Consider the following 17,511-nt stretch of genomic DNA (forward strand, 5'->3'; position numbering starts at 1 on the left):
TTGTGGTCTGCCCCATACGCAACCGAATGGATGGGGAGCCCGACAGGCCATGGCCGGCACCGTGACCCTGAGCCGCGACGGCGTCGTCGCCACGCTGACCCTCAGCAACCCCGACAAGCTGAACGCCTTCGACAAGCCGATGTGGCTGGCGCTGATCCCGCTGCTGCGCCGGCTCGGCGCCGACGAGACAGTGCGCGCGGTGGTGCTGCGCGGCGCCGGCGGGCGGGCCTTCAGCCCCGGCGCCGACATCTCCGAGTTCGAGACGGAGCGCAACAGCCCCGAGCAGGGCGCCGATTACGGCGTGCTGATGGACGAGGGGCTGGCCCTGCTGCGCGATCTGCCGCACCCGACGCTGGCGGCCATCCAGGGCGCCTGCTGCGGCATCGGGCTGGCCGTGGCGCTGGCCTGCGACCTGCGGGTCTGCACGGCGGGCAGCCGCTTCGGCGTGCCGGTCAGCCGGCTCGGCATCTCCATGGCGCTGCCCGAGCTGAAGCTGCTCCACGACATCGCGGGCGGTCCGGCGGCGCTGGAGATCCTGCTGGAGGGCCGCGTCTTCGGCGCGGACGAGGCCAAGGACAAGCGGCTGGTCCACCGCCTCGTCGCCGACGACGCCTTCGAGGAGGAAATCGCCGCGACCTGCGAACGCATCGCCGGGGGCGCCCCGTTGGCCGCCCGCCTGCACAAGCAGTTCGTCCGCCGCCTGTCCGACCCCGCCCCGCTGTCGGAGGCGGAGATCGCCGAATGCTACCACTGCTTCGGCACGGAGGATTTCCGCGAGGGCTACCGGGCGTTCCTGGAGAAACGCAAGCCGGTCTTCAAGGGGCGGTGAGCGCCCGCGCATGCCAGGGTTCACCCCATAGCGATGGTTTCCGGACGGGGGAAGTCCAGATTGGGAAGGTTGCCTCCCCCGCCCCACCGCACCGTCCCCGCCATGCCTTCCGCCATGCCCCGTGCCACCCGCTGCATTCCCTTCATCATCGCCTGCGCCCTGTTCATGGAGAATCTGGACGCGACGGTGATCGCCACGGCGCTGCCGGAGATCGCGCGGTCGATGGGCGAGGACCCGCTGCGCCTCAGCCTCGCCATGACCTCCTATATGCTGGCGCTGGCGGTGTTCCTGCCGGTCAGCGGCTGGATGGCCGACCGCTACGGCACGCGGACGGTCTTCGCGGCGGCCATCGGGGTGTTCACCGTCGGCTCGATCCTCTGCGGCCAGTCGGACGGGCTGTACGAGCTGGTGGGCGCGCGCATCGTCCAGGGGCTGGGCGGGGCGATGATGGTGCCGGTCGGGCGGCTGATCCTGCTGAAGACGGTGCCCAAGGAGAAGCTGGTCGCCGCCATGGCCCAGATGACCCTGCCGGCGCTGATCGGCCCGGCGCTGGGTCCGCTGGTCGGCGGCTTCATCGCCACCTACGCCTCCTGGCGCTGGATCTTCTACATCAACGTGCCGATCGGGCTGATCGGGATCGCGCTGGTGCTGGCCCTGATCCCGAACGTGCGCGAGACCGAGCGCGACCCCTTCGACGGCCGCGGCTTCATGCTGAGCGCGCTGGCCCTGGCCGCGCTGATGTTCGGGCTGGAGAATGTCGGCCGCGGCGTGCTGCCGCCCGTCGCGGTCGCCGGGGTGCTGGGGCTGGGCTTCGCCGCCGCGTGGCTCTACCTGCGCCACGCCCGCGGGATGGAGCGGCCGGTGCTCGACCCCTCGCTGCTGCGCCTGCCGACCTACTTCGCCTCGGTCATGGGCGGCACGCTGTTCCGCATCGGCATCGGCGCCGTGCCCTTCCTGATGCCGCTGATGCTCCAGGTCGGCTTCGGGCGCACGCCCTTCGAGTCCGGGGCGCTGACCTTCGCCGGGGCCGCCGGGGCGCTGACCATGAAGGCGCTGGCCGGCCCCATCCTGCGCCGGCTGGGCTTCCGCCGGGTGCTGACCGCCAACGCGCTGCTCAGCGGCCTGATCCTGGCAAGCTACGCCACCTTCCGGCCCGAGACGGCGCACTGGGTCATCCTGGGCGCGCTGCTGATGGGCGGCTTCTTCCGCTCGCTGCAGTTCACCGGCCTGAACAGCCTGGCCTACGCCGAGGTGCCCAAGGCGTGCCTGAGCCGCGCCAACACGCTGGCCAGCGTGATGCAGCAGGTTTCGCTCAGCCTGGGCGTGGCGGTCGGGGCGACGGTGCTGCACCTGACGCAGAGCGTCACCGGCGGCCCCGGCGCCGCGCTGACGCCCACCGACTTCGTGCCGGCCTTCCTGACGGTCGGGGGAATGGCCTGCGTCTCGGCCCTGTTCTTCCTGCGGCTGCCGCCCGACGCCGGCGCGGAGATCAGCGGCCACCGCGCCCGCGCGCGGGCCAAGGAGCCGCCGCGCGCGCTCGAAGCGGCCGACTGAAGCCCCGCCGGATCAAAGGCAGCCGGATCAGCGGTCTTCCCAGTCCGGCTCGTCGGCCTTGAGAAGCTCCAGGAGCCGGGCGACCCGGCCCGAGGGGGGATGCCGCGTCGCCTCCCCCATGTAATCGTCGGCACCGGTCCAGCTGGTGGCCTCCATCAATTCGGCGGGCGTCGCGCCCGTGCCGATGATGCTGGCGATGCGCATGTCGTCCAGGCGCCCGCAGATGTCGATCACCTGATCGCGGGTGAGCGCCGGCTGATGCTGATCGGGCATTCGGAATCCCTCCTTCCCAAATCCGCGTCACACCCGATTTGCGGCCCGTCCGCCGCCCGACGCAACGGCGCAAGGGTGGAAGCCCCGCCGCAACAAGAGGGAGGTGCCTTCCCAGGGTCCGCCGGCCCGAGTCTCCCAATCCTGCGCCGGGTCTCGATTGTCGTCCGAGCAAATCCAGAGCAGCGAGGTCGTCCTTCGGTTGCGGGAACGGCAAAAATCCCACAATGCGGGATAAACAAATGTGCGCTCTTCGCAGCACAACGGAAAATTCTTACCAAGCTTGGCTCTTTTTCGTGCGGTGGGCCTTTGGTTGGGGGTGCGTTCGCCGCGCGTTCCCGGTATAAATGAGCATGGCGGCTATGCGCCGTCTTCAAGAATGAACGGGAGGCTCCCCGCCAGGGCGCGGGCAGCAAGACAGGCATGATGGACTGGGACAAGCTTCGGGTCTTCCACGCCGTGGCCGAGGCTGGAAGTTTCACGCACGCCGGCGAGACGCTGAACCTCAGCCAGTCGGCGGTCAGCCGCCAGATCAGCGCGCTGGAGGAGAGCCTCGGCGTGCCGCTGTTTCACCGGCACGCACGCGGCCTGATCCTGACCGAGCAGGGCGAGCTTCTGCACCGCACCGCCCGCGACGTCTTCGCCAAGCTGTCGATGACCGAAGCGATGCTGACCGAAAGCCGGGAGCATCCGAAGGGTCCGCTGCGCGTGACCACCACGGTGGCCTTCGGCTCGACTTGGCTGACCCCGCGCGTCAACGAGTTCCTGTCGATCTACCCGGACATCCAGCTCACCCTGCTGATCGACGACAACGAGCTGGATCTGGCAATGCGCGAGGCGGACATCGCCATCCGCATGAACACGCCGCGGCAGCCCGACCTGATCCAGCGTCACCTGATGTCGGTGCATTTCCATCTCTACGCTCATCAGGAGTATTTGAAGAAGCGCGGCGCCCCGAAGATCCCCGCCGATCTGGACGGGCACGACATCGTCGCCTACCCGCCGGACGTCCGTGCGCCGATCGCCAACGTCAACTGGATCAACGAGGTGGGCGACCCGGCCCCGGGCGCGCGCAAGCCGATCCTGCAGGTCAACAGCATCTACGCCATGTACCGCGCCGTGGAGAGCGGCCTGGGCATCGCCGCCCTGCCCGACTTCCTGGTGGACGGCAGCAAGGAGCTGACGCGCGTCCTGCCCGATGTGGACGGCCCGAAGGTCGACGCCTACTTCGTCTATGCCGAGGAGCTGCGCCATTCCAAGCGCATCGCGGTGTTCCGCGACTTCCTGGTGAAGAAGGTGGCGGAGTCGGCCTTCTGACCCAGCCCAGCCTTTGGGCAGACACCATGTTTGCCTGTTTTTAATGCACGGGCGCTCGGCAAGCCATGCCGGGCGCCTTTCTTTTTGTACGGATTGTACCGAAACCCGTCCCGCATCTTTGCAATACGGTTGCCGTTTTCCGTGCGAGGCCACCTGCCCTTCAGCACCATACGCATCCGCACGCCAATTTCTCACGCTTCTTCAAGCCTTTACAAGCTATGCGGTTCTCGCATGGCCGAATTGGATATTTGGGGATGGAATCCTTTGGGCAGAATGGTCAAATCTTGGGCGTTGGATGTTGCGCCGCAGCATCCGGCGTTTCGTCCCGGAAGCCCGCTTCCGGGGTTGGGTCTTCGGACCCAGCGTCTCCCAGACGTGAAGCCTCCCTGTTCAACTCGCCGCTAGCCCACTGGGTTAGCGGCAGTTTTTTTGTCGGGATGGTACCTGTGGGCACAGGATGGGAGGAGCCGGCGCGTTATCGGACGTCGGGAAGCCGGGCACCCTCACGCGCATAGATCTGGCGCGGCGCGCAATATTCATCGAGTTGCACCACCACGGCTCCGGGCTGGCTGTTCAAGCCCACCCAGGCATCGTAGCCGACGATGTCGCCCGGAATGTTGCGATACAGGCCATAGGCGAGATAGCGGACGTCGGACACCGGTATCCGCACCCCGGCGAGGGACGAGGCGACGGCCCCGTTGCAGCGGTTCGGGCTCAGCCGATCCAGGGCGCTCACCGCGCCGGGCTCGGGGGTGGCTTGCGGGGGCGGGCTCAGCCCGGCGCAGGCCGCCACAAGGACCACCGACGCGACGCCTCCACCCCGTTGGAGCGCCCGGAGGCACCCTGCCCTCCCGACTGTTCCACCCATCATCGGATCATCCTCCTGCACGCCGTTCCTTCGTCCCCCCGGATCAACAGGCAGGAGGACGTCCTGTGCCGGGGCGCCAACCCACGGCCAGAACACCTCAATTCACCACTTTGATGCCCTTGGGACGGCTCGTTTCGGTCGGCAGATGATCGGCCGACAGGACGCGCTGGTAGGTGCCGTTCGTCTGCACCATCACGCGCTGGCCGGGACCGAAGACCGGCTCGTTGGCCCCCTGCTCCTGAACGATGGTGATCGTGCGGCCGGTGGCCAGCGTCACCACATACTCGATCCCCGTGCGATCCGAGATCGCCTGCTCCGCCACGGCGCCGGCCACAGCGCCCACCACCGCACCGCCCAGGATCGCCGCCACGTTGCCGGAGCCCTTGCCGACGTTGGACAGCGCCAAACCGCCGGCAGCCCCACCGACCAGCCCGCCAACTCCCGTGTTCTGCCCCTGGATGTCCACCGGACGGGTCGCCATCACGGTGCCGAACTCGACCGAGGTCGCTTGGCCGACATCCCGGTAGCTGTAGCGGTTCTGGCTCTGGCCGGCGCAGGCGCCAAGCGACAGGACCGTCAGACCCGGCATCGCCGCGGCCAGGCCGCGCTTCATCGACCGACGGTGTTTCGTTTCTTGATAAAGGGAGGACATCGCATCCTCATGCACGCACAGCGCGGCGCCCCGAACCGGGCGCCACCGCCGCGAGCATGGGCGGGCAGCGGGCCGTTGTCCATGCGAGAATACGTCATTGCGGTGCCGTTCCCGCGACGCCCATTCCTTTCAGACAGGTCTTTTCAAACAGGCCGTCTTGAAGCGGACAGCCTTGAAGCGGACCGGCCCGTCACCAGCCCCGGCCCGACGACCAGCCGCCATAGAACTGCACGCTCGGCCCCGGATAGGGACGGGGCCCCCAATCGTTGCGCCAGGCGCGGTGGTGATGGTGACGGGGCGGCGGTCCCCAATAGGGGGGCGGAGCGACCACGATGGGCGGCGGGGGGCGGTAGCCCGGCACGACGATCACCCGGCTTCCCGGCGGCGGTACGATCACCGAAGGACCGCCATAGGGAGAACCGCCATAGGGAGAACCGCCATACCAGGAGCCGCGGTCACGCGGGCCATGCGCGTCCGCCGACGTGGGAAGAACGGCCAGCGCCAGCGCACCGGCGACGCCCAGCACCGCCATACGGGCCGCCGAACGAAAAGCCACAGCCACGCCCGTAGGACGCATGCGGTGGAGGAACGTGGGGATCAGCGCGCTCATACCGGTCTTCCTTCACAGGTCCGGCGGCACCCGTCGACCGAAGTCCCTCGGCCGAAGCCCGGCGCCGCCTCACTGGGATGAACAGGCGGCCCCGCCGGACTATTCCCGGACGACCGGATGACCTCAATGGCTCATCAGGACCGGAACCGTCATGTGTTCCAGCATGTAGCGGGTCATGCCGCCCAGCACCTGTTCGCGCAGCCGCGAGCGGCCGTAGGCGCCCATGACCAGAAGATCGCAGGATTCGTCGGCGACCATGTTCAGCAGTGTGTCGCCCGGATCGATCTGGTCGGTCACGATGTGGGTGGCCTCCACCCGGCAGCCGTGGCGCGACAGATGCTTGGCGATGTCCGCGCCCGGCTCGTCGCCGATGCCGGCGGGACCGGCCTTGGGGTTGACGGCCATCACCACCACGCGCTTGGCGGCGGTCAGGATGGGCATCGCGTCGGCCACCGCGCGGGCCGCCTCGCGGCTGCCGTTCCAGGCGACCAGCACGCGCTCCCCGATGTGGGGGAAAGAGCCGGCGTAGGGCACGACCAGCAGCGGACGCCCGCATTCGAACACCAGATCCTGCGGCAGAGCGATCGGGCGGTCACGGTCGCGGTGCGGATCGGCCTGCCCGACCACCACCACGTCGGCGTAGCGCCCGTGCAGCGCCGCGCTGTCCGTCGGATGGCCGTAGAGGACCCGCCATTCCGAGCGGTCGGTCAGGCCGTTGCGGCGCACCGCGTCGGTGAAGAGTGCCTCCGCCCTGGCGGTCTGGTTCTCGATGTAGCCGCGCTGCATGGCGCGCACCTCGTCCGGCAGTTCCGCCTCGACATAGCCCGGCAGGGTCAGCGGGACGACGGGGTAGAGGCCGGTGATGTGGCCGTCGGTGCGCGCGGCCAGTTGGGCGGCGGCGTCGATTCGCGCCGCAGCGGCGGCGGTGTCGTCGACGACCACCAGCAGGTCCTTGAGTGCCATGGCGATTCTCCCTCGCTCGCGCGGGTGGGCGATCGTTGTGCACCACCTCTTCTCGCGCATTGGTCGAAATTATAGCCCGGCGTGGCCCTCTCTGACGATGCTCAGAATGGGGAACGCTGGCATGCCGCATCTGCGCGCGCCGCCGGCTCGGTCGCCGGCCTAGGATTCGACCATTCGTGGCCTTTCACAGCTCCGGCAACCTGCCGTGGTTTGGCACGGATCGGCACGCGGCACCCCCGGCCCCGTCCGCCACCGATGCCGCAAAATCAATCACCGCCAATCAAAACATCAACCGTGATTTGCATGAATACCCGAGTATGAAGGTCGGTTCTGTCCTCGGGCAACTATAGTGGGGCGATGCTTTCCACCGTCTTCGGCGGCTTTGGTTTTGACGGGCGGGCATTCTTTCGCGTAAGTGTTGATCGTGGTTTTCCCAACGGTGTCTCGACCATTCGCGCCCATGAAGCCGGACCCTCACCTCGCCTCCCTTGCCGCAGCCCTGTCCGGCACCGCTTCCGGGGCTCCGGCGCTCGACACCCTGCGGCAGCTTCTCGACGTCATGCCGGCGATGGTCGGCCTGCTCGACACGCAGCGGCGGCACCTCTACGCCAACCAGGCGTATCTGGACTATATGGGCCGCACGCTGGACTCCCTCATCGGGACCACGGTGGGCGACATCCTCGGGCCGGAGACCCAGCGCAACAACAGCGCCGCGGTTGAACGCGCGCTGGACGGCGAGACGGTGCAGGTGGAGGGCTGGCTTCCCCGGTCCAGCGGCGGCAACGACTACGTGACGCGGGTGCACGCGCCCTACCGCGGCCCGGACGGCTCCATCGCCGGCTACTTCGTCATCATGCAGAACATGACGGAGCGCCGCCGCACCCAGGACGACCTCTTCCGGCTGGCCTACTACGACCCGGTGACCGGGCTGGCGAACCGGCTCCTGCTGGTCAAGCACATGGCCGACTTCCACGGCATGGGGGAACCCTTCACGCTGGTCATCGTGGACTTCGACCGCTTCGTCGACGTGCGCACCAGCCTGGGCCAGAGCTTCGCCAACGAGATCCTGACCGACGTCGCCACGCGGCTGAGCGTGCGGGCCGGGTCGGTGGACCTGATCGCCCGCATCAGCGACCACGCCTTCGCGCTGCTGATCGGCGGCACGCAGGACCCGCTGGCGGTGGAGGAGCGGCTGACCACCATCGCGTCGCTGGTCCGCTCCGCCAAGACGGCGTCGGGCGCCTCGGTCTTCCTGTCGGCCAGCATCGGCGTCGCCGCTTCCTGCGACACCCACACCCGGCCCGAGGACGTGCTGCGCGACGCGGAGATCGCCACCGGCCGCGCCCGCGAGCAGGGCGGCGGGCGCCACGCCTGGTTCGACCCGGCCATGCACGCCCGCGTCGTCGAGCAGGTGCGGCTGGAGCACGACCTGCGCCGCGCGCTGGAGCGCGGCGAGGAGCTGTGGGTCGCCTACCAGCCGATCGTCGAGATGGTCACCGGCGGTCTGGCCGGGTTCGAGGCGCTGGTGCGCTGGAACCATCCCGAACGCGGCAACATTCCCCCCGGCGTCTTCATTCCGATCGCCGAGAGCACCGGCCTGATCGTCACGCTGGGCGCCTGGGTGCTGCGCGAGGCGTGCCGGCAGATCGCCGCATGGCAGGACCAGCGCCTGCCCGGCTCGGCCAACCTGTTCATGAGCATCAACCTGTCCACCCGCCAGCTGAACGACCCCGACATGGTCTCGCTGGTGCGCGAGGTGCTGCGCGAGACCGGGGCCGAGCCGTCCTGGATCAAGCTGGAGATCACCGAAAGCGCGGTCATGGAAAAGGCCGAGCAGTCGATCCGCCTGCTGCAGACCCTGCGCGGGCTGGGCATCAAGATGTCCATCGACGATTTCGGCACCGGCTATTCGTCGCTGTCCTACCTGCACAAGCTGCCCATCGACAGCCTGAAGGTGGACCGGTCCTTCGTCATGGCCATGCACCAGTCGGAGGAGAACCGCGCCATCGTCCGCATCATCATGGATCTGGCGCGGCTTCTCGGCTTCGACGTCATCGCCGAGGGCATCGAGACGAGCGCCGACGCCAACCTGCTGCGCGCGCTCGCCTGCGATTATGGGCAGGGCTACCATTTCGCCCGCCCGATGCCCGCCGCCGACGCCGACCGGCTGGTCGGAGCCGAGCATCTGCCCTGGCAGGTGCCGCGCTGAGCGGCACCCCCCTTTGTTTGCTCAATAGTAAGGGTCGCCGAGCCCTTCGGCCTCGAACGTCGCCTTGACCGCGGGACGGTCCAGCACGCGGGCGAGGTAGGGGCCGAGGTTGGGCAGGCTGCGCGCCGGCGTTCCCATGAAGCGGGTCCAGCGGGCCAGCATGAACAGGTAGGGATCGACGGCGCTGTAGCGGTCACCCAGGAACCACGCCTTGTCCGCCAATTCGCGGTCCAGCAGCGTGAAGCGCTCCAGCAGCCGCGCCTCCGCCATCGCCTTGACCGAAGCCTGCGCCTCCGCCCCTTCGGCGTGACGCTCCGGGTAGAAATAGACCAGCATGTCGGCCTGGACGGTGTTGGTCAGGAAGACCAGCCACTGGTAGAAATGTGCGCGCTCCGCCGTGCCGGGCGCGGGGGCCAGCCCGGCGGCCGGGTGCGAATCGGCCAGATGCAGGCAGATCGCTGCGGCCTCGAACAGCACCAGATCGCCGTCGACCAGCGTCGGCACCCGTCCGTTGGGGTTCAGCCGGAGATAGTCCGGCGCCTTGTGCGCGGCGGTGGCGCGGTCCAGCAGGACGAGGTCAAAGGACAGCCCGATCTCGCGCAGCAGGATGTGCGGGGCCATCGACGCGCTGCTCGGCATTCCATACAAGGTGATCATCGTTCCCCTTCTCTTCCGAAACTCCGGAGCTTGTGCAACGGGCCTGGGTGCCATGCAGGACGGGAATGCCCGCCCCACCCCCTGATTCTCCGGCTTTGTCAGGAGGGCCAACCATGCCTATGATCGGGGGCGCCGTTTAACATTTTCAACAGCGGCGAACCAGCATCGGCAACGACCGACTCCGGCAGCGAACACAGGGATAGAGATCATGACCGAACAGGGCGTCGCGGCGACTGAAAGTTTTGAGCCCGACAATCATGGCGCTGGAAACTCCGCCGCCAGCCGCGACAAGGCGTATTTCCTCCACCCCTACACGAACCTGCACGCGCACGAGACCCAGGGTCCGCTGATCATCGAGCGGGGCGAGGGCGTGCGCGTCTTCGATGACAGCGGCAAGGAATACATCGAGGGTCTGGCCAGCCTGTGGTGCGTGTCGCTGGGCTGGGGCGAGGAGCGCCTCGTCGAGGCCGCCACCCGCCAGATGCGCAAGCTGCCGACCTACCATGTCTTCGGCCACAAGAGCCACGAGCCGGGCATCGATCTGGCCGAGCGGCTGATCAAGCTGGCCCCGGTGCCGATGTCCAAGGTGTTCTTCGCCAACTCCGGATCGGAGGCGAACGACACCGCCGTCAAGCTGGTCTGGTACTACAACAACGCGCTGGGCCGCCCGGAGAAGAAGAAGATCCTGTCGCGCGTGAAGGCCTATCACGGCGTCACCGTGGCGACGGCCAGCCTGACCGGCCTGGTGAACAACCACCGCGATTTCGACCTGCCGATCGCGCGCATCCAGCACACCGACTGCCCGCACCACTACCGCTTCGCCGAGCCGGGCGAGAGCGAGGAGGATTTCGCGACCCGTCTGGCGGAGAGCCTGGAGGCGCTCATCCTGGCCGAGGGGCCGGAGACCATCGCCGCCATGTTCGCCGAGCCGGTGATGGGGGCCGGCGGCGTCATCGTGCCGCCCGCGACCTACTTCGCGAAGATCCAGCCGATCCTGAAGAAGTACGACATCCTCCTGGTCGCCGACGAGGTGATCTGCGGCTTCGGGCGCACCGGGAATTTCTGGGGCAGCCAGACCATGGGCATGCAGCCGGACATCCTGACCTGCGCCAAGCAGTTGTCCTCCGGCTATCTGCCGATCTCCGCCGTGATGGTGTCGGACGCGGTCTACCGGGCCTGCGTCGAGGAGAGCAAGAAGATCGGCACCTTCGGCCACGGCTACACCTACTCCGCCCACCCGGTGGCGGCGGCGGTCGCGATCGAGACGCTGAAGATCTACGAGGAGCGGGACCTGGTCGGCCATGTCCGCGCCGTCGCCCCGCTGTTCCAGCGCCGGCTGAAGGCCCTGGCCGACCATCCGCTGGTCGGCGAGGCGCGCGGCGTCGGGCTGATCGGCGCCCTCGAACTGGTCGCCGACAAGGAGACCAAGACCCCGTTCGATCCGGTGGGCCGGGCCGGCGCCGTCGTGAACGGGCTGAGCCAGGAGAACGGCCTGATCATCCGCGCCATGGGCGACAGCGTGGCGGTCTGCCCGCCGCTGGTCATCGGCGAGGAGGACATCAACCGGATGTTCGACCGCCTGACCACCGCGCTGGACGCCGCGATCCCCGTCCTGCGCGGGTAACGGCCGGTTCCGCGACGAGAAAGGGCCGCCCCGCCATCCGGCGCGGGCGGCCCTTTTCATTCGATGAGGGGCCTCAGGACCGGGCGGTGTTGATGACGTGCGACGAGACCGGGACGCCCGCCGCGGCCGCGTCGCGGATCAGCGCGTCGGCGGTCGGCCAGACCATGCGCCCGTCCAACTGCACCAGCGTGTCCTCGCGCACGGCCATATAGCCGCCCACGCTCGCCATGTAGATCAGCCGCGCCAGACGCTCCGGCCGAGGCGCGGGCTCCGCCGGCTGGGCCACCGCCGCGGCGCGGGCCGGGGACGGGACCGCGGGACGCCGCGGCAGGGGCGCCGCCGGGGAAACCGCCGGGGAAACCACTGCGGCGGGGACCGAACGGAAGGGAATGACCTTGCTCCCGCCGGGACCGATCGCACCACGGCTCAGCTCCGTGCCGGACATTCGCCGGCCACGCGCGCTGTCGAACGTCAGAACGGCATTCATTGCACAACACTCCCCATCAACGGCTTGAATGAACCCTCTCACTTCTCCCCTGTTATCGTCCATACGACCTTGTTCGTAAAAGAACACGACAAAGGTATTCGGCGCAATCGGACAGCAAACGGCCGGCTTATTGCTGTCCGTTATACATTGTGAACATTCAAAAAGACTTGTGATCACCAATGGAACAGCGGCGCGAAAGGGTGTTTCCCGGCCTCGGCAACGGCATGACGGGTCCCGGACATGAGACGCTTCGCCACAGCGATCATCCATAGGTCGAATGGTTCCGCGGCGCCGGATCGGCGAGAATTGGCGTCTCACAGGGCAGAGCTTTTGACCTCGGTCAATGCCGGGTGGCAACACGGCAACGATCATGCCATCTTCCTAACGTGCTAGGCCCGGTGGCTGGACCGCCCGGACTGCACCCGCCCCTTCGGATGAATGCGAACGGAACGCGCGATGGATTACGAGAGCTTTTTCCGCACCCAGATCGCCAGCCTGAAACAGGATGGCCGCTACCGGGTGTTCGCCAACCTCGAACGGCACGCGGGGAACTTTCCGAAAGCCACCTTCCGCGACGCCGCCGGGAAGGAGCGGGAGGTCACCGTCTGGTGCTCCAACGACTATCTGGGCATGGGCCAGAACCCGGTCGTCCTGAAGGCGATGCACGACGCCATCGACGGCGTGGGTGCGGGCGCCGGCGGCACGCGCAACATCTCCGGCACCAACATCTACCACGTGCTGCTGGAGCGCGAGCTGGCCGACCTTCACCAGAAGGAGGCGGCGCTGCTGTTCACCTCCGGCTACGTGTCCAACGACGCGACGCTGGGGACGCTGGGCAAGCTGCTGCCGAACTGCGTGATCCTGTCGGACGCGCTGAACCACAATTCGATGATCACCGGCATCCGCAACAGCGGCGCCGAGAAGCACATCTTCCGCCACAACGACCCAAAGCATCTGGACGAGCTGCTGTCGCAGATCGCCCCGGACCGCCCGAAGGTCGTGGCCTTCGAGAGCGTCTATTCCATGGACGGCGACGTCGCCCCGATCCATGACCTGTGCGACGTCGCCGACAAGCACGGCGCCATGACCTATCTGGACGAGGTGCACGCGGTCGGCATGTACGGCCCGCGCGGCGGTGGCGTGGCGGAGCGCGACGGCGCCATGGACCGGCTGACCATCATCGAGGGCACGCTGGGCAAGGCGTTCGGCGTCCAGGGCGGCTACATCACCGGCTCCACCGCTCTGGTCGACTGCATCCGCAGCTTCGCCGCCGGCTTCATCTTCTCCACGTCCCTGTCGCCGGTCCTGGCCGCCGGGGCGCTGGCCAGCATCCGCTACCTGAAGACCAGCCAGACGGAGCGCGACCAGCATCAGGAGCGCGCGGCGACCCTGAAGCGCCTGATGGCCGAGGCCGGCCTGCCGGTGATGCCGTCGGCCAGCCACATCGTCCCGGTGATGGTCGGCGACGCCCACCGCTGCAAGCGCGCCTCGGACGAGTTGATGGAACGCCACGACATCTACGTCCAGCCGATCAACTACCCGACCGTGCCGCGCGGCGGCGAGCGCCTGCGCTTCACCCCCACCCCGCTGCACAGCGACGCCGAGATGGCGCGTCTCGTCGACGCCCTGCTCGACGTGTGGAGCCGCCTGGACCTGCGTCTGGCGGCGTAAAGCCCCACGACACCCCTCCCCCACGGTCCTGCCGCACGGGGGAGGGGATTCGGTGATCTCCGTGCGATGATGGCATCGGCGCTCTGGACTTGTGGGCCGGAGCGCCTTACCTTTAGGCGTTGATGAGAACGTTTCGCAACGTTCGGTCCGCAACCGTCGACAGCCGCCGTCCAATTGCCACCGCCCAGGAGTTCGCCATGTACCGTGACAACTCGCTGATGCCGAAGGAGGCCGTGCGCCTCGCCGTCCTGGGCACGCTGATCCAGAACGGGCCGCAGCGTTACGCCGAACTGGCCGGCGCGCTCCGCCATTTCCTCGACCGCATCGTCGGCCCGTCGCTCGACCTCATGGGCACGTCGCTGGAGATGCTGCGCTACGAGGGGCTGATCGAGGCGCTGGACGGCACCGGCATGGAGGACAACGCCCTGCTCGGCGCGACCGAGGCCGGACGGGCGGAGTTCGACACGCTGATGCGCGCCAACGTCCGCGCCCCCTCGGCGGACGGGCTGAACAAGCTGGTCATCGCGCTGAAGCTGCGCTTCCTGCACCTGCTGGACGTCGAGTCGCAGCGCGACCAGATCGACCACCTCGCCTCCCTGTGCGAGACGGAACTGGCCCGGCTGGGCGACCTGAAGCGGGCGAGTGCGGGGACCGACGGCCATTTCGCCGATTGGCTGGAGCACGACATCGCCCAGGCCGAGGAACGGCTGAGCTGGTTCAACAATCTCCTGTCACGGTTGTGATCGGCGCGGCGTTTTAGCCGCGTTTCATGCGGGAGTTTGTTTCGCGTTAGGGTTCTGGTGTAACTTTCGGGGCCATAATGCCTAACCCGAAAGCATAGTCAGGACCCCCTCCCATGGCTTCCAACCTGTCGCCCGACGATCTTGAAGACCGCCTGCGCGTCGAATTCATGGACGACGCCCGCGACCGGCTGGAGGTGATGAACGCCGCCCTGGAAGGCGTGGCCAAGGGCACGCGGGAGGAAACCGCGGTCATCGGCGTGCTCCGCCTGGAAGCCCACAATTTCAAGGGCATGGGCACCAGTTTCGGCTACCCCACCGTCAGCCTCGTCGCGCACCGGCTGGAGGATTACCTGTCCGGCCTGAAGCGGCTGGAGGCGCGCGAGCTGAACGACGCGCAGACCTTCGTGGACCGGATCGCCGAGCTGGTGGACCGCGCCGAACAGCCGCAGGTTGCGGAAACGAACCGGATCATCCGCGCCCTGCCGGTGCGTTACCAGTTCGAGATCACCGACATCCAGATCAGCAATGTCGAGATCATGCTGGTCACCCCGTCCAAGGTCGTCGCCAAGAAGCTGGGCAGCGAACTGGCGGCCTGCGGCTTCCGCACCGTGACGGTCAGCGACCCCATCGAGTCGATCAGCCTCGCCGTGCGCGTCCCGCCGGACATGCTGATCGCGTCGATGGTGATGGACGGCCTGTCCGGCCTGGACCTGATCCGCGGCCTGCGCGCGATGAGCGTCACCCACAACGTGCCGATGGCGCTGCTGACCTCGATGAGCCTGGACAACCCGGCCCTGAAGGAAATCCCGCACGGCGTCTCGGTCATCCGCGTCGGCGAGCATTTCGGCGACGACTTCGCGGCGGTGGTGGCGAAGCACAACCTCGGCTGAGGTGGCTGAACACCGTTGCGGGCGACAGCGGCTTCACGGATTACACGGAGTTACCTAGAGAAATCCGCGCAATCCGTGGGTCGGCCATCCGCATCAATACAGGTGTTGCCCGCCGGTGATGAACATTTCCGTTCCGGTGACGTAGCCCGAGTCGGGGCCGCACAGGTAGAAGATCACCGCCGCCACGTCCTCCGGCGTGCCCATGCGCTTCAGCGGGATGCGCGGGATCAGCACGTCGTATTCCGGCCCGGTCATGGCGGTTTCGATCTCGCCCGGCGCCACGGCGTTGACGCGCACGCCGATCTCGGCGAACTCCACGGCCATCTCGCGGGTCAGACCGGACAGCGCCGCCTTGGACGTCGAATAGGCCGACCCCGCGAAGGGGTGCACCGAATGGCCGGCGATGGAGGTCACGTTGACGATCGCCCCCTTCGCCCGCGACAGCGGCGCCGCGAAGCCGCGGGCCAGGACCAGCGGGGCGAAGAAGTTCAGCTCGAACACCCGGTGCCAGCCTTCGATGGCCCCGTTCAGGCAGCCGAGACGCTCCTTGATCGGCGTCTTGGGCGAGATGCCGGCGTTGTTGATCAACGCGTGCAGCGGCGCCCCGTCCAACGCCCGGTTGGCCTCCTCCAGGAAGCGGGCGCGGCTGTCCGGATCGGACAGGTCCGTCGGTATGTGGTGGGTCCAGTTCGGATCGCGCCGGCAATGGTCCGGCACCTCCTCGCGGGAACAGGAAATGACCCGCCAGCCCTCGGCGCTGAAGCGCTGCACGGTGGCGTGGCCGATGCCCCGGCTCGCGCCGGTCAGAATGACGGTTTTACGGTGCGGCATGATGTCCGAAGATACCCCGCTTCGCCGCACCGCGCCAGCGCGGCCGTTGCCAGTCAGACCATGCACCGTTGACGGGCGCCCTCCACCGCCCAACCTTCAGCCTGCGTCCAACCGTTTCACCGAGTCCAGGAGGACCGCCGACGTGCTCCCCCGTTTGATGGCCGTCCTTCTGCTCTCCGGCGGCCTGCTGGCCAGCCTGGGCGACACGGCTACGGCGCAGGCCGCCGCCCGAACCGACGCCTGCGTGCCGCCCGGCGGCTGGGCCGACGCCGCCGCGCGCCCGCTGAACGCCGCCGACCTGCTGCGCCGCGCCGCGGCGTCGCCCGCCGTGCTGCTGGGGGAGCGGCACGACAACGCCGACCACCACCGCTGGCAGCTTCACAGCCTGGCGGCGCTGCACGCGCTGAACCCCGATCTGGCGGTCGGCATGGAGATGTTCCCGCGCAGCGTCCAGCCGGTCCTCGACCGCTGGAGCGCCGGGCAACTGACCGAGGCGGAGCTGCTGCGCGAGACCAACTGGCCGAAGGTCTGGGGCTACGACGCGCGCTTCTACCTGCCGATCCTGCATTTCGCCCGGATGAACCGGCTGCCGGTGGTCGCGCTGAACGTCGACCGCGGGCTGGTCAGCCGCACCGCACGCGAGGGCTGGGCCGCCGTTCCCGCCAACGAACGCGAAGGCGTGGGCGACCCGGCCCCTCCCCCGGCCTCCTACACCGAGCGGCTGCGCCAAGTGATGGCCGCCCACGGCCCGGGTGAGCGCCGCTCCGGCAGTTTCGAACGCTTCGTCGAGGCGCAATCCGTCTGGGACCGCGCCATGGCCGAGCGGATCGCCGAGACCCACCGCCAGACCAACCGCACCGTCGTCGCCATCCTGGGCCAGGGGCACATCGAAGGGCGCGACGGCGTGCCCCACCAGCTGGCCGATCTGGGCATCCGGAACAGCGTCGTCCTGCTGCCCTGGGACGAGGACCGCCCCTGCGCCGAGCTGGACGGGCGGATCGCCGACGCGGTCTACGGGCTGGGCGAGAGCGAGGCGCCGGCCGAGACGCCGCGCCCCCGGCTGGGCGTGATGCTGGAGCCGGGACCGGACGGGGTGCGCGTGCGCTCCGTCACCGAGGGCAGCGTCGCCGCCGCCGCCGGCCTGACGGCGGGCGACCTCGTGGTTGCGGCGGCAGGGTCCCCGGTGCGCGAAGCCACCGACCTGACGACGGTGGTGCAGCGCCAGGCTCCCGGCACATGGCTGCCGCTGACCGTGAAGCGCGAGCAGGGCACGGCGGAGCTGGTGGCGAAATTTCCCGCTTCGCCCACGGTGGAATAACGGGGCGGAGTGATCGGG

The 17,511-nt window shown here is 68.4% G+C and carries 17 protein-coding genes; 9 read left to right on the forward strand and 8 right to left on the reverse strand.

Translation table 11 applies throughout. From position 1 onward, the window contains the following. Positions 1-49: 49 nt before the first annotated feature. Positions 50-829, forward strand: coding sequence for an enoyl-CoA hydratase-related protein (locus Sp245p_RS13530; protein ID WP_014239364.1), 780 nt, complete (start codon positions 50-52; stop codon positions 827-829). Positions 830-931: 102 nt separating this feature from the next. Then, positions 932-2,383, forward strand: coding sequence for a DHA2 family efflux MFS transporter permease subunit (locus Sp245p_RS13535; protein WP_165359974.1), 1,452 nt, complete (start codon positions 932-934; stop codon positions 2,381-2,383). 27 nt (positions 2,384-2,410) lie between these two features. Here Sp245p_RS13535 and Sp245p_RS13540 read toward each other — a convergent pair whose 3' ends face one another. Beyond that, complete coding sequence (locus Sp245p_RS13540) at positions 2,411-2,656, reverse strand: hypothetical protein (RefSeq protein ID WP_014239362.1); 246 nt, start codon at positions 2,654-2,656, stop codon at positions 2,411-2,413. Positions 2,657-3,079: 423 nt separating this feature from the next. Between Sp245p_RS13540 and Sp245p_RS13545 the strand changes: the two genes are divergently transcribed. Then, positions 3,080-3,970 carry a LysR family transcriptional regulator gene (locus Sp245p_RS13545; protein WP_041811445.1) on the forward strand — a complete coding sequence of 297 codons (891 nt, stop codon included), beginning with the start codon at positions 3,080-3,082 and terminating at the stop codon, positions 3,968-3,970. 475 nt (positions 3,971-4,445) lie between these two features. On the opposite strand, the gene Sp245p_RS13550 is transcribed toward Sp245p_RS13545, so the two are convergent. The 4 genes from Sp245p_RS13550 to Sp245p_RS13565 form a co-directional block, all read right to left on the reverse strand. Beyond that, positions 4,446-4,772: a hypothetical protein gene (locus Sp245p_RS13550; RefSeq protein WP_014239358.1), complete on the reverse strand. Its 327-nt coding sequence runs from the start codon at positions 4,770-4,772 to the stop codon at positions 4,446-4,448. A 163-nt stretch (positions 4,773-4,935) separates the two neighbouring features. Then, positions 4,936-5,451, reverse strand: a complete 516-nt coding sequence (locus Sp245p_RS13555) for an outer membrane lipoprotein (RefSeq protein WP_014239357.1) — start codon at positions 5,449-5,451, stop codon at positions 4,936-4,938. A 229-nt stretch (positions 5,452-5,680) separates the two neighbouring features. Beyond that, positions 5,681-6,100 carry a hypothetical protein gene (locus tag Sp245p_RS13560; protein ID WP_014239356.1) on the reverse strand — a complete coding sequence of 140 codons (420 nt, stop codon included), beginning with the start codon at positions 6,098-6,100 and terminating at the stop codon, positions 5,681-5,683. A 123-nt stretch (positions 6,101-6,223) separates the two neighbouring features. After that, positions 6,224-7,063 carry a universal stress protein gene (locus Sp245p_RS13565; protein ID WP_014239355.1) on the reverse strand — a complete coding sequence of 280 codons (840 nt, stop codon included), beginning with the start codon at positions 7,061-7,063 and terminating at the stop codon, positions 6,224-6,226. A 460-nt stretch (positions 7,064-7,523) separates the two neighbouring features. Between Sp245p_RS13565 and Sp245p_RS13570 the strand changes: the two genes are divergently transcribed. Continuing rightward, complete coding sequence (locus Sp245p_RS13570; protein ID WP_014239353.1) at positions 7,524-9,272, forward strand: putative bifunctional diguanylate cyclase/phosphodiesterase; 1,749 nt, start codon at positions 7,524-7,526, stop codon at positions 9,270-9,272. 21 nt (positions 9,273-9,293) lie between these two features. Here the strand turns inward: Sp245p_RS13570 and Sp245p_RS13575 are convergent, their stop codons facing one another. Further along, positions 9,294-9,929: a glutathione S-transferase family protein gene (locus Sp245p_RS13575; RefSeq protein ID WP_014239352.1), complete on the reverse strand. Its 636-nt coding sequence runs from the start codon at positions 9,927-9,929 to the stop codon at positions 9,294-9,296. A gap of 208 nt (positions 9,930-10,137) precedes the next feature. On the opposite strand from Sp245p_RS13575, the gene Sp245p_RS13580 reads away from it, so the two are divergent. Next, positions 10,138-11,553 (forward strand): aspartate aminotransferase family protein, encoded by a 1,416-nt coding sequence (locus Sp245p_RS13580; protein WP_014239351.1) that lies wholly within the window; start codon positions 10,138-10,140, stop codon positions 11,551-11,553. Positions 11,554-11,626: 73 nt separating this feature from the next. Here Sp245p_RS13580 and Sp245p_RS13585 read toward each other — a convergent pair whose 3' ends face one another. Further along, positions 11,627-12,040, reverse strand: coding sequence for a hypothetical protein (locus Sp245p_RS13585; protein ID WP_014239350.1), 414 nt, complete (start codon positions 12,038-12,040; stop codon positions 11,627-11,629). 456 nt (positions 12,041-12,496) lie between these two features. Here Sp245p_RS13585 and hemA point away from each other — a divergent pair, with 456 nt between their 5' ends. From hemA to Sp245p_RS13600, 3 genes are all read left to right on the forward strand, one after another. After that, positions 12,497-13,711 (forward strand): 5-aminolevulinate synthase, encoded by a 1,215-nt coding sequence (hemA, locus tag Sp245p_RS13590; RefSeq protein ID WP_014239348.1) that lies wholly within the window; start codon positions 12,497-12,499, stop codon positions 13,709-13,711. 197 nt (positions 13,712-13,908) lie between these two features. Beyond that, positions 13,909-14,454 (forward strand): hypothetical protein, encoded by a 546-nt coding sequence (locus Sp245p_RS13595; protein WP_014239347.1) that lies wholly within the window; start codon positions 13,909-13,911, stop codon positions 14,452-14,454. A 113-nt stretch (positions 14,455-14,567) separates the two neighbouring features. Further along, positions 14,568-15,344: a response regulator gene (locus Sp245p_RS13600; RefSeq protein ID WP_014239346.1), complete on the forward strand. Its 777-nt coding sequence runs from the start codon at positions 14,568-14,570 to the stop codon at positions 15,342-15,344. 93 nt (positions 15,345-15,437) lie between these two features. On the opposite strand, the gene Sp245p_RS13605 is transcribed toward Sp245p_RS13600, so the two are convergent. Beyond that, positions 15,438-16,175, reverse strand: a complete 738-nt coding sequence (locus Sp245p_RS13605; protein WP_014239345.1) for an SDR family NAD(P)-dependent oxidoreductase — start codon at positions 16,173-16,175, stop codon at positions 15,438-15,440. A 142-nt stretch (positions 16,176-16,317) separates the two neighbouring features. Here Sp245p_RS13605 and Sp245p_RS13610 point away from each other — a divergent pair, with 142 nt between their 5' ends. Then, positions 16,318-17,493, forward strand: a complete 1,176-nt coding sequence (locus Sp245p_RS13610) for a ChaN family lipoprotein (RefSeq protein ID WP_014239344.1) — start codon at positions 16,318-16,320, stop codon at positions 17,491-17,493. Positions 17,494-17,511: the final 18 nt, after the last annotated feature.

Origin of the sequence: Azospirillum baldaniorum (assembly GCF_003119195.2) — a bacterium.
In the GTDB taxonomy this organism is placed as follows: Bacteria; Pseudomonadota; Alphaproteobacteria; order Azospirillales; family Azospirillaceae; genus Azospirillum; species Azospirillum baldaniorum.

What these genes read in the sequence shown, in the direction of transcription:
- Sp245p_RS13600 (WP_014239346.1), top strand. Translation starts at nt 14,568, where the DNA reads ATGGCTTCCAACCTGTCGCCCGACGATCTTGAAGACCGCCTGCGCGTC.
- Sp245p_RS13595 (WP_014239347.1), top strand. Translation starts at nt 13,909, where the DNA reads ATGTACCGTGACAACTCGCTGATGCCGAAGGAGGCCGTGCGCCTCGCC.
- Sp245p_RS13605 (WP_014239345.1), bottom strand. Translation starts at nt 16,175, where the DNA reads ATGCCGCACCGTAAAACCGTCATTCTGACCGGCGCGAGCCGGGGCATC.
- Sp245p_RS13545 (WP_041811445.1), top strand. Translation starts at nt 3,080, where the DNA reads ATGGACTGGGACAAGCTTCGGGTCTTCCACGCCGTGGCCGAGGCTGGA.
- Sp245p_RS13570 (WP_014239353.1), top strand. Translation starts at nt 7,524, where the DNA reads ATGAAGCCGGACCCTCACCTCGCCTCCCTTGCCGCAGCCCTGTCCGGC.
- Sp245p_RS13535 (WP_165359974.1), top strand. Translation starts at nt 932, where the DNA reads ATGCCTTCCGCCATGCCCCGTGCCACCCGCTGCATTCCCTTCATCATC.
- Sp245p_RS13560 (WP_014239356.1), bottom strand. Translation starts at nt 6,100, where the DNA reads ATGAGCGCGCTGATCCCCACGTTCCTCCACCGCATGCGTCCTACGGGC.
- Sp245p_RS13585 (WP_014239350.1), bottom strand. Translation starts at nt 12,040, where the DNA reads ATGAATGCCGTTCTGACGTTCGACAGCGCGCGTGGCCGGCGAATGTCC.
- Sp245p_RS13580 (WP_014239351.1), top strand. Translation starts at nt 10,138, where the DNA reads ATGACCGAACAGGGCGTCGCGGCGACTGAAAGTTTTGAGCCCGACAAT.
- hemA (WP_014239348.1), top strand. Translation starts at nt 12,497, where the DNA reads ATGGATTACGAGAGCTTTTTCCGCACCCAGATCGCCAGCCTGAAACAG.
- Sp245p_RS13575 (WP_014239352.1), bottom strand. Translation starts at nt 9,929, where the DNA reads ATGATCACCTTGTATGGAATGCCGAGCAGCGCGTCGATGGCCCCGCAC.
- Sp245p_RS13540 (WP_014239362.1), bottom strand. Translation starts at nt 2,656, where the DNA reads ATGCCCGATCAGCATCAGCCGGCGCTCACCCGCGATCAGGTGATCGAC.
- Sp245p_RS13555 (WP_014239357.1), bottom strand. Translation starts at nt 5,451, where the DNA reads ATGAAGCGCGGCCTGGCCGCGGCGATGCCGGGTCTGACGGTCCTGTCG.
- Sp245p_RS13530 (WP_014239364.1), top strand. Translation starts at nt 50, where the DNA reads ATGGCCGGCACCGTGACCCTGAGCCGCGACGGCGTCGTCGCCACGCTG.
- Sp245p_RS13565 (WP_014239355.1), bottom strand. Translation starts at nt 7,063, where the DNA reads ATGGCACTCAAGGACCTGCTGGTGGTCGTCGACGACACCGCCGCCGCT.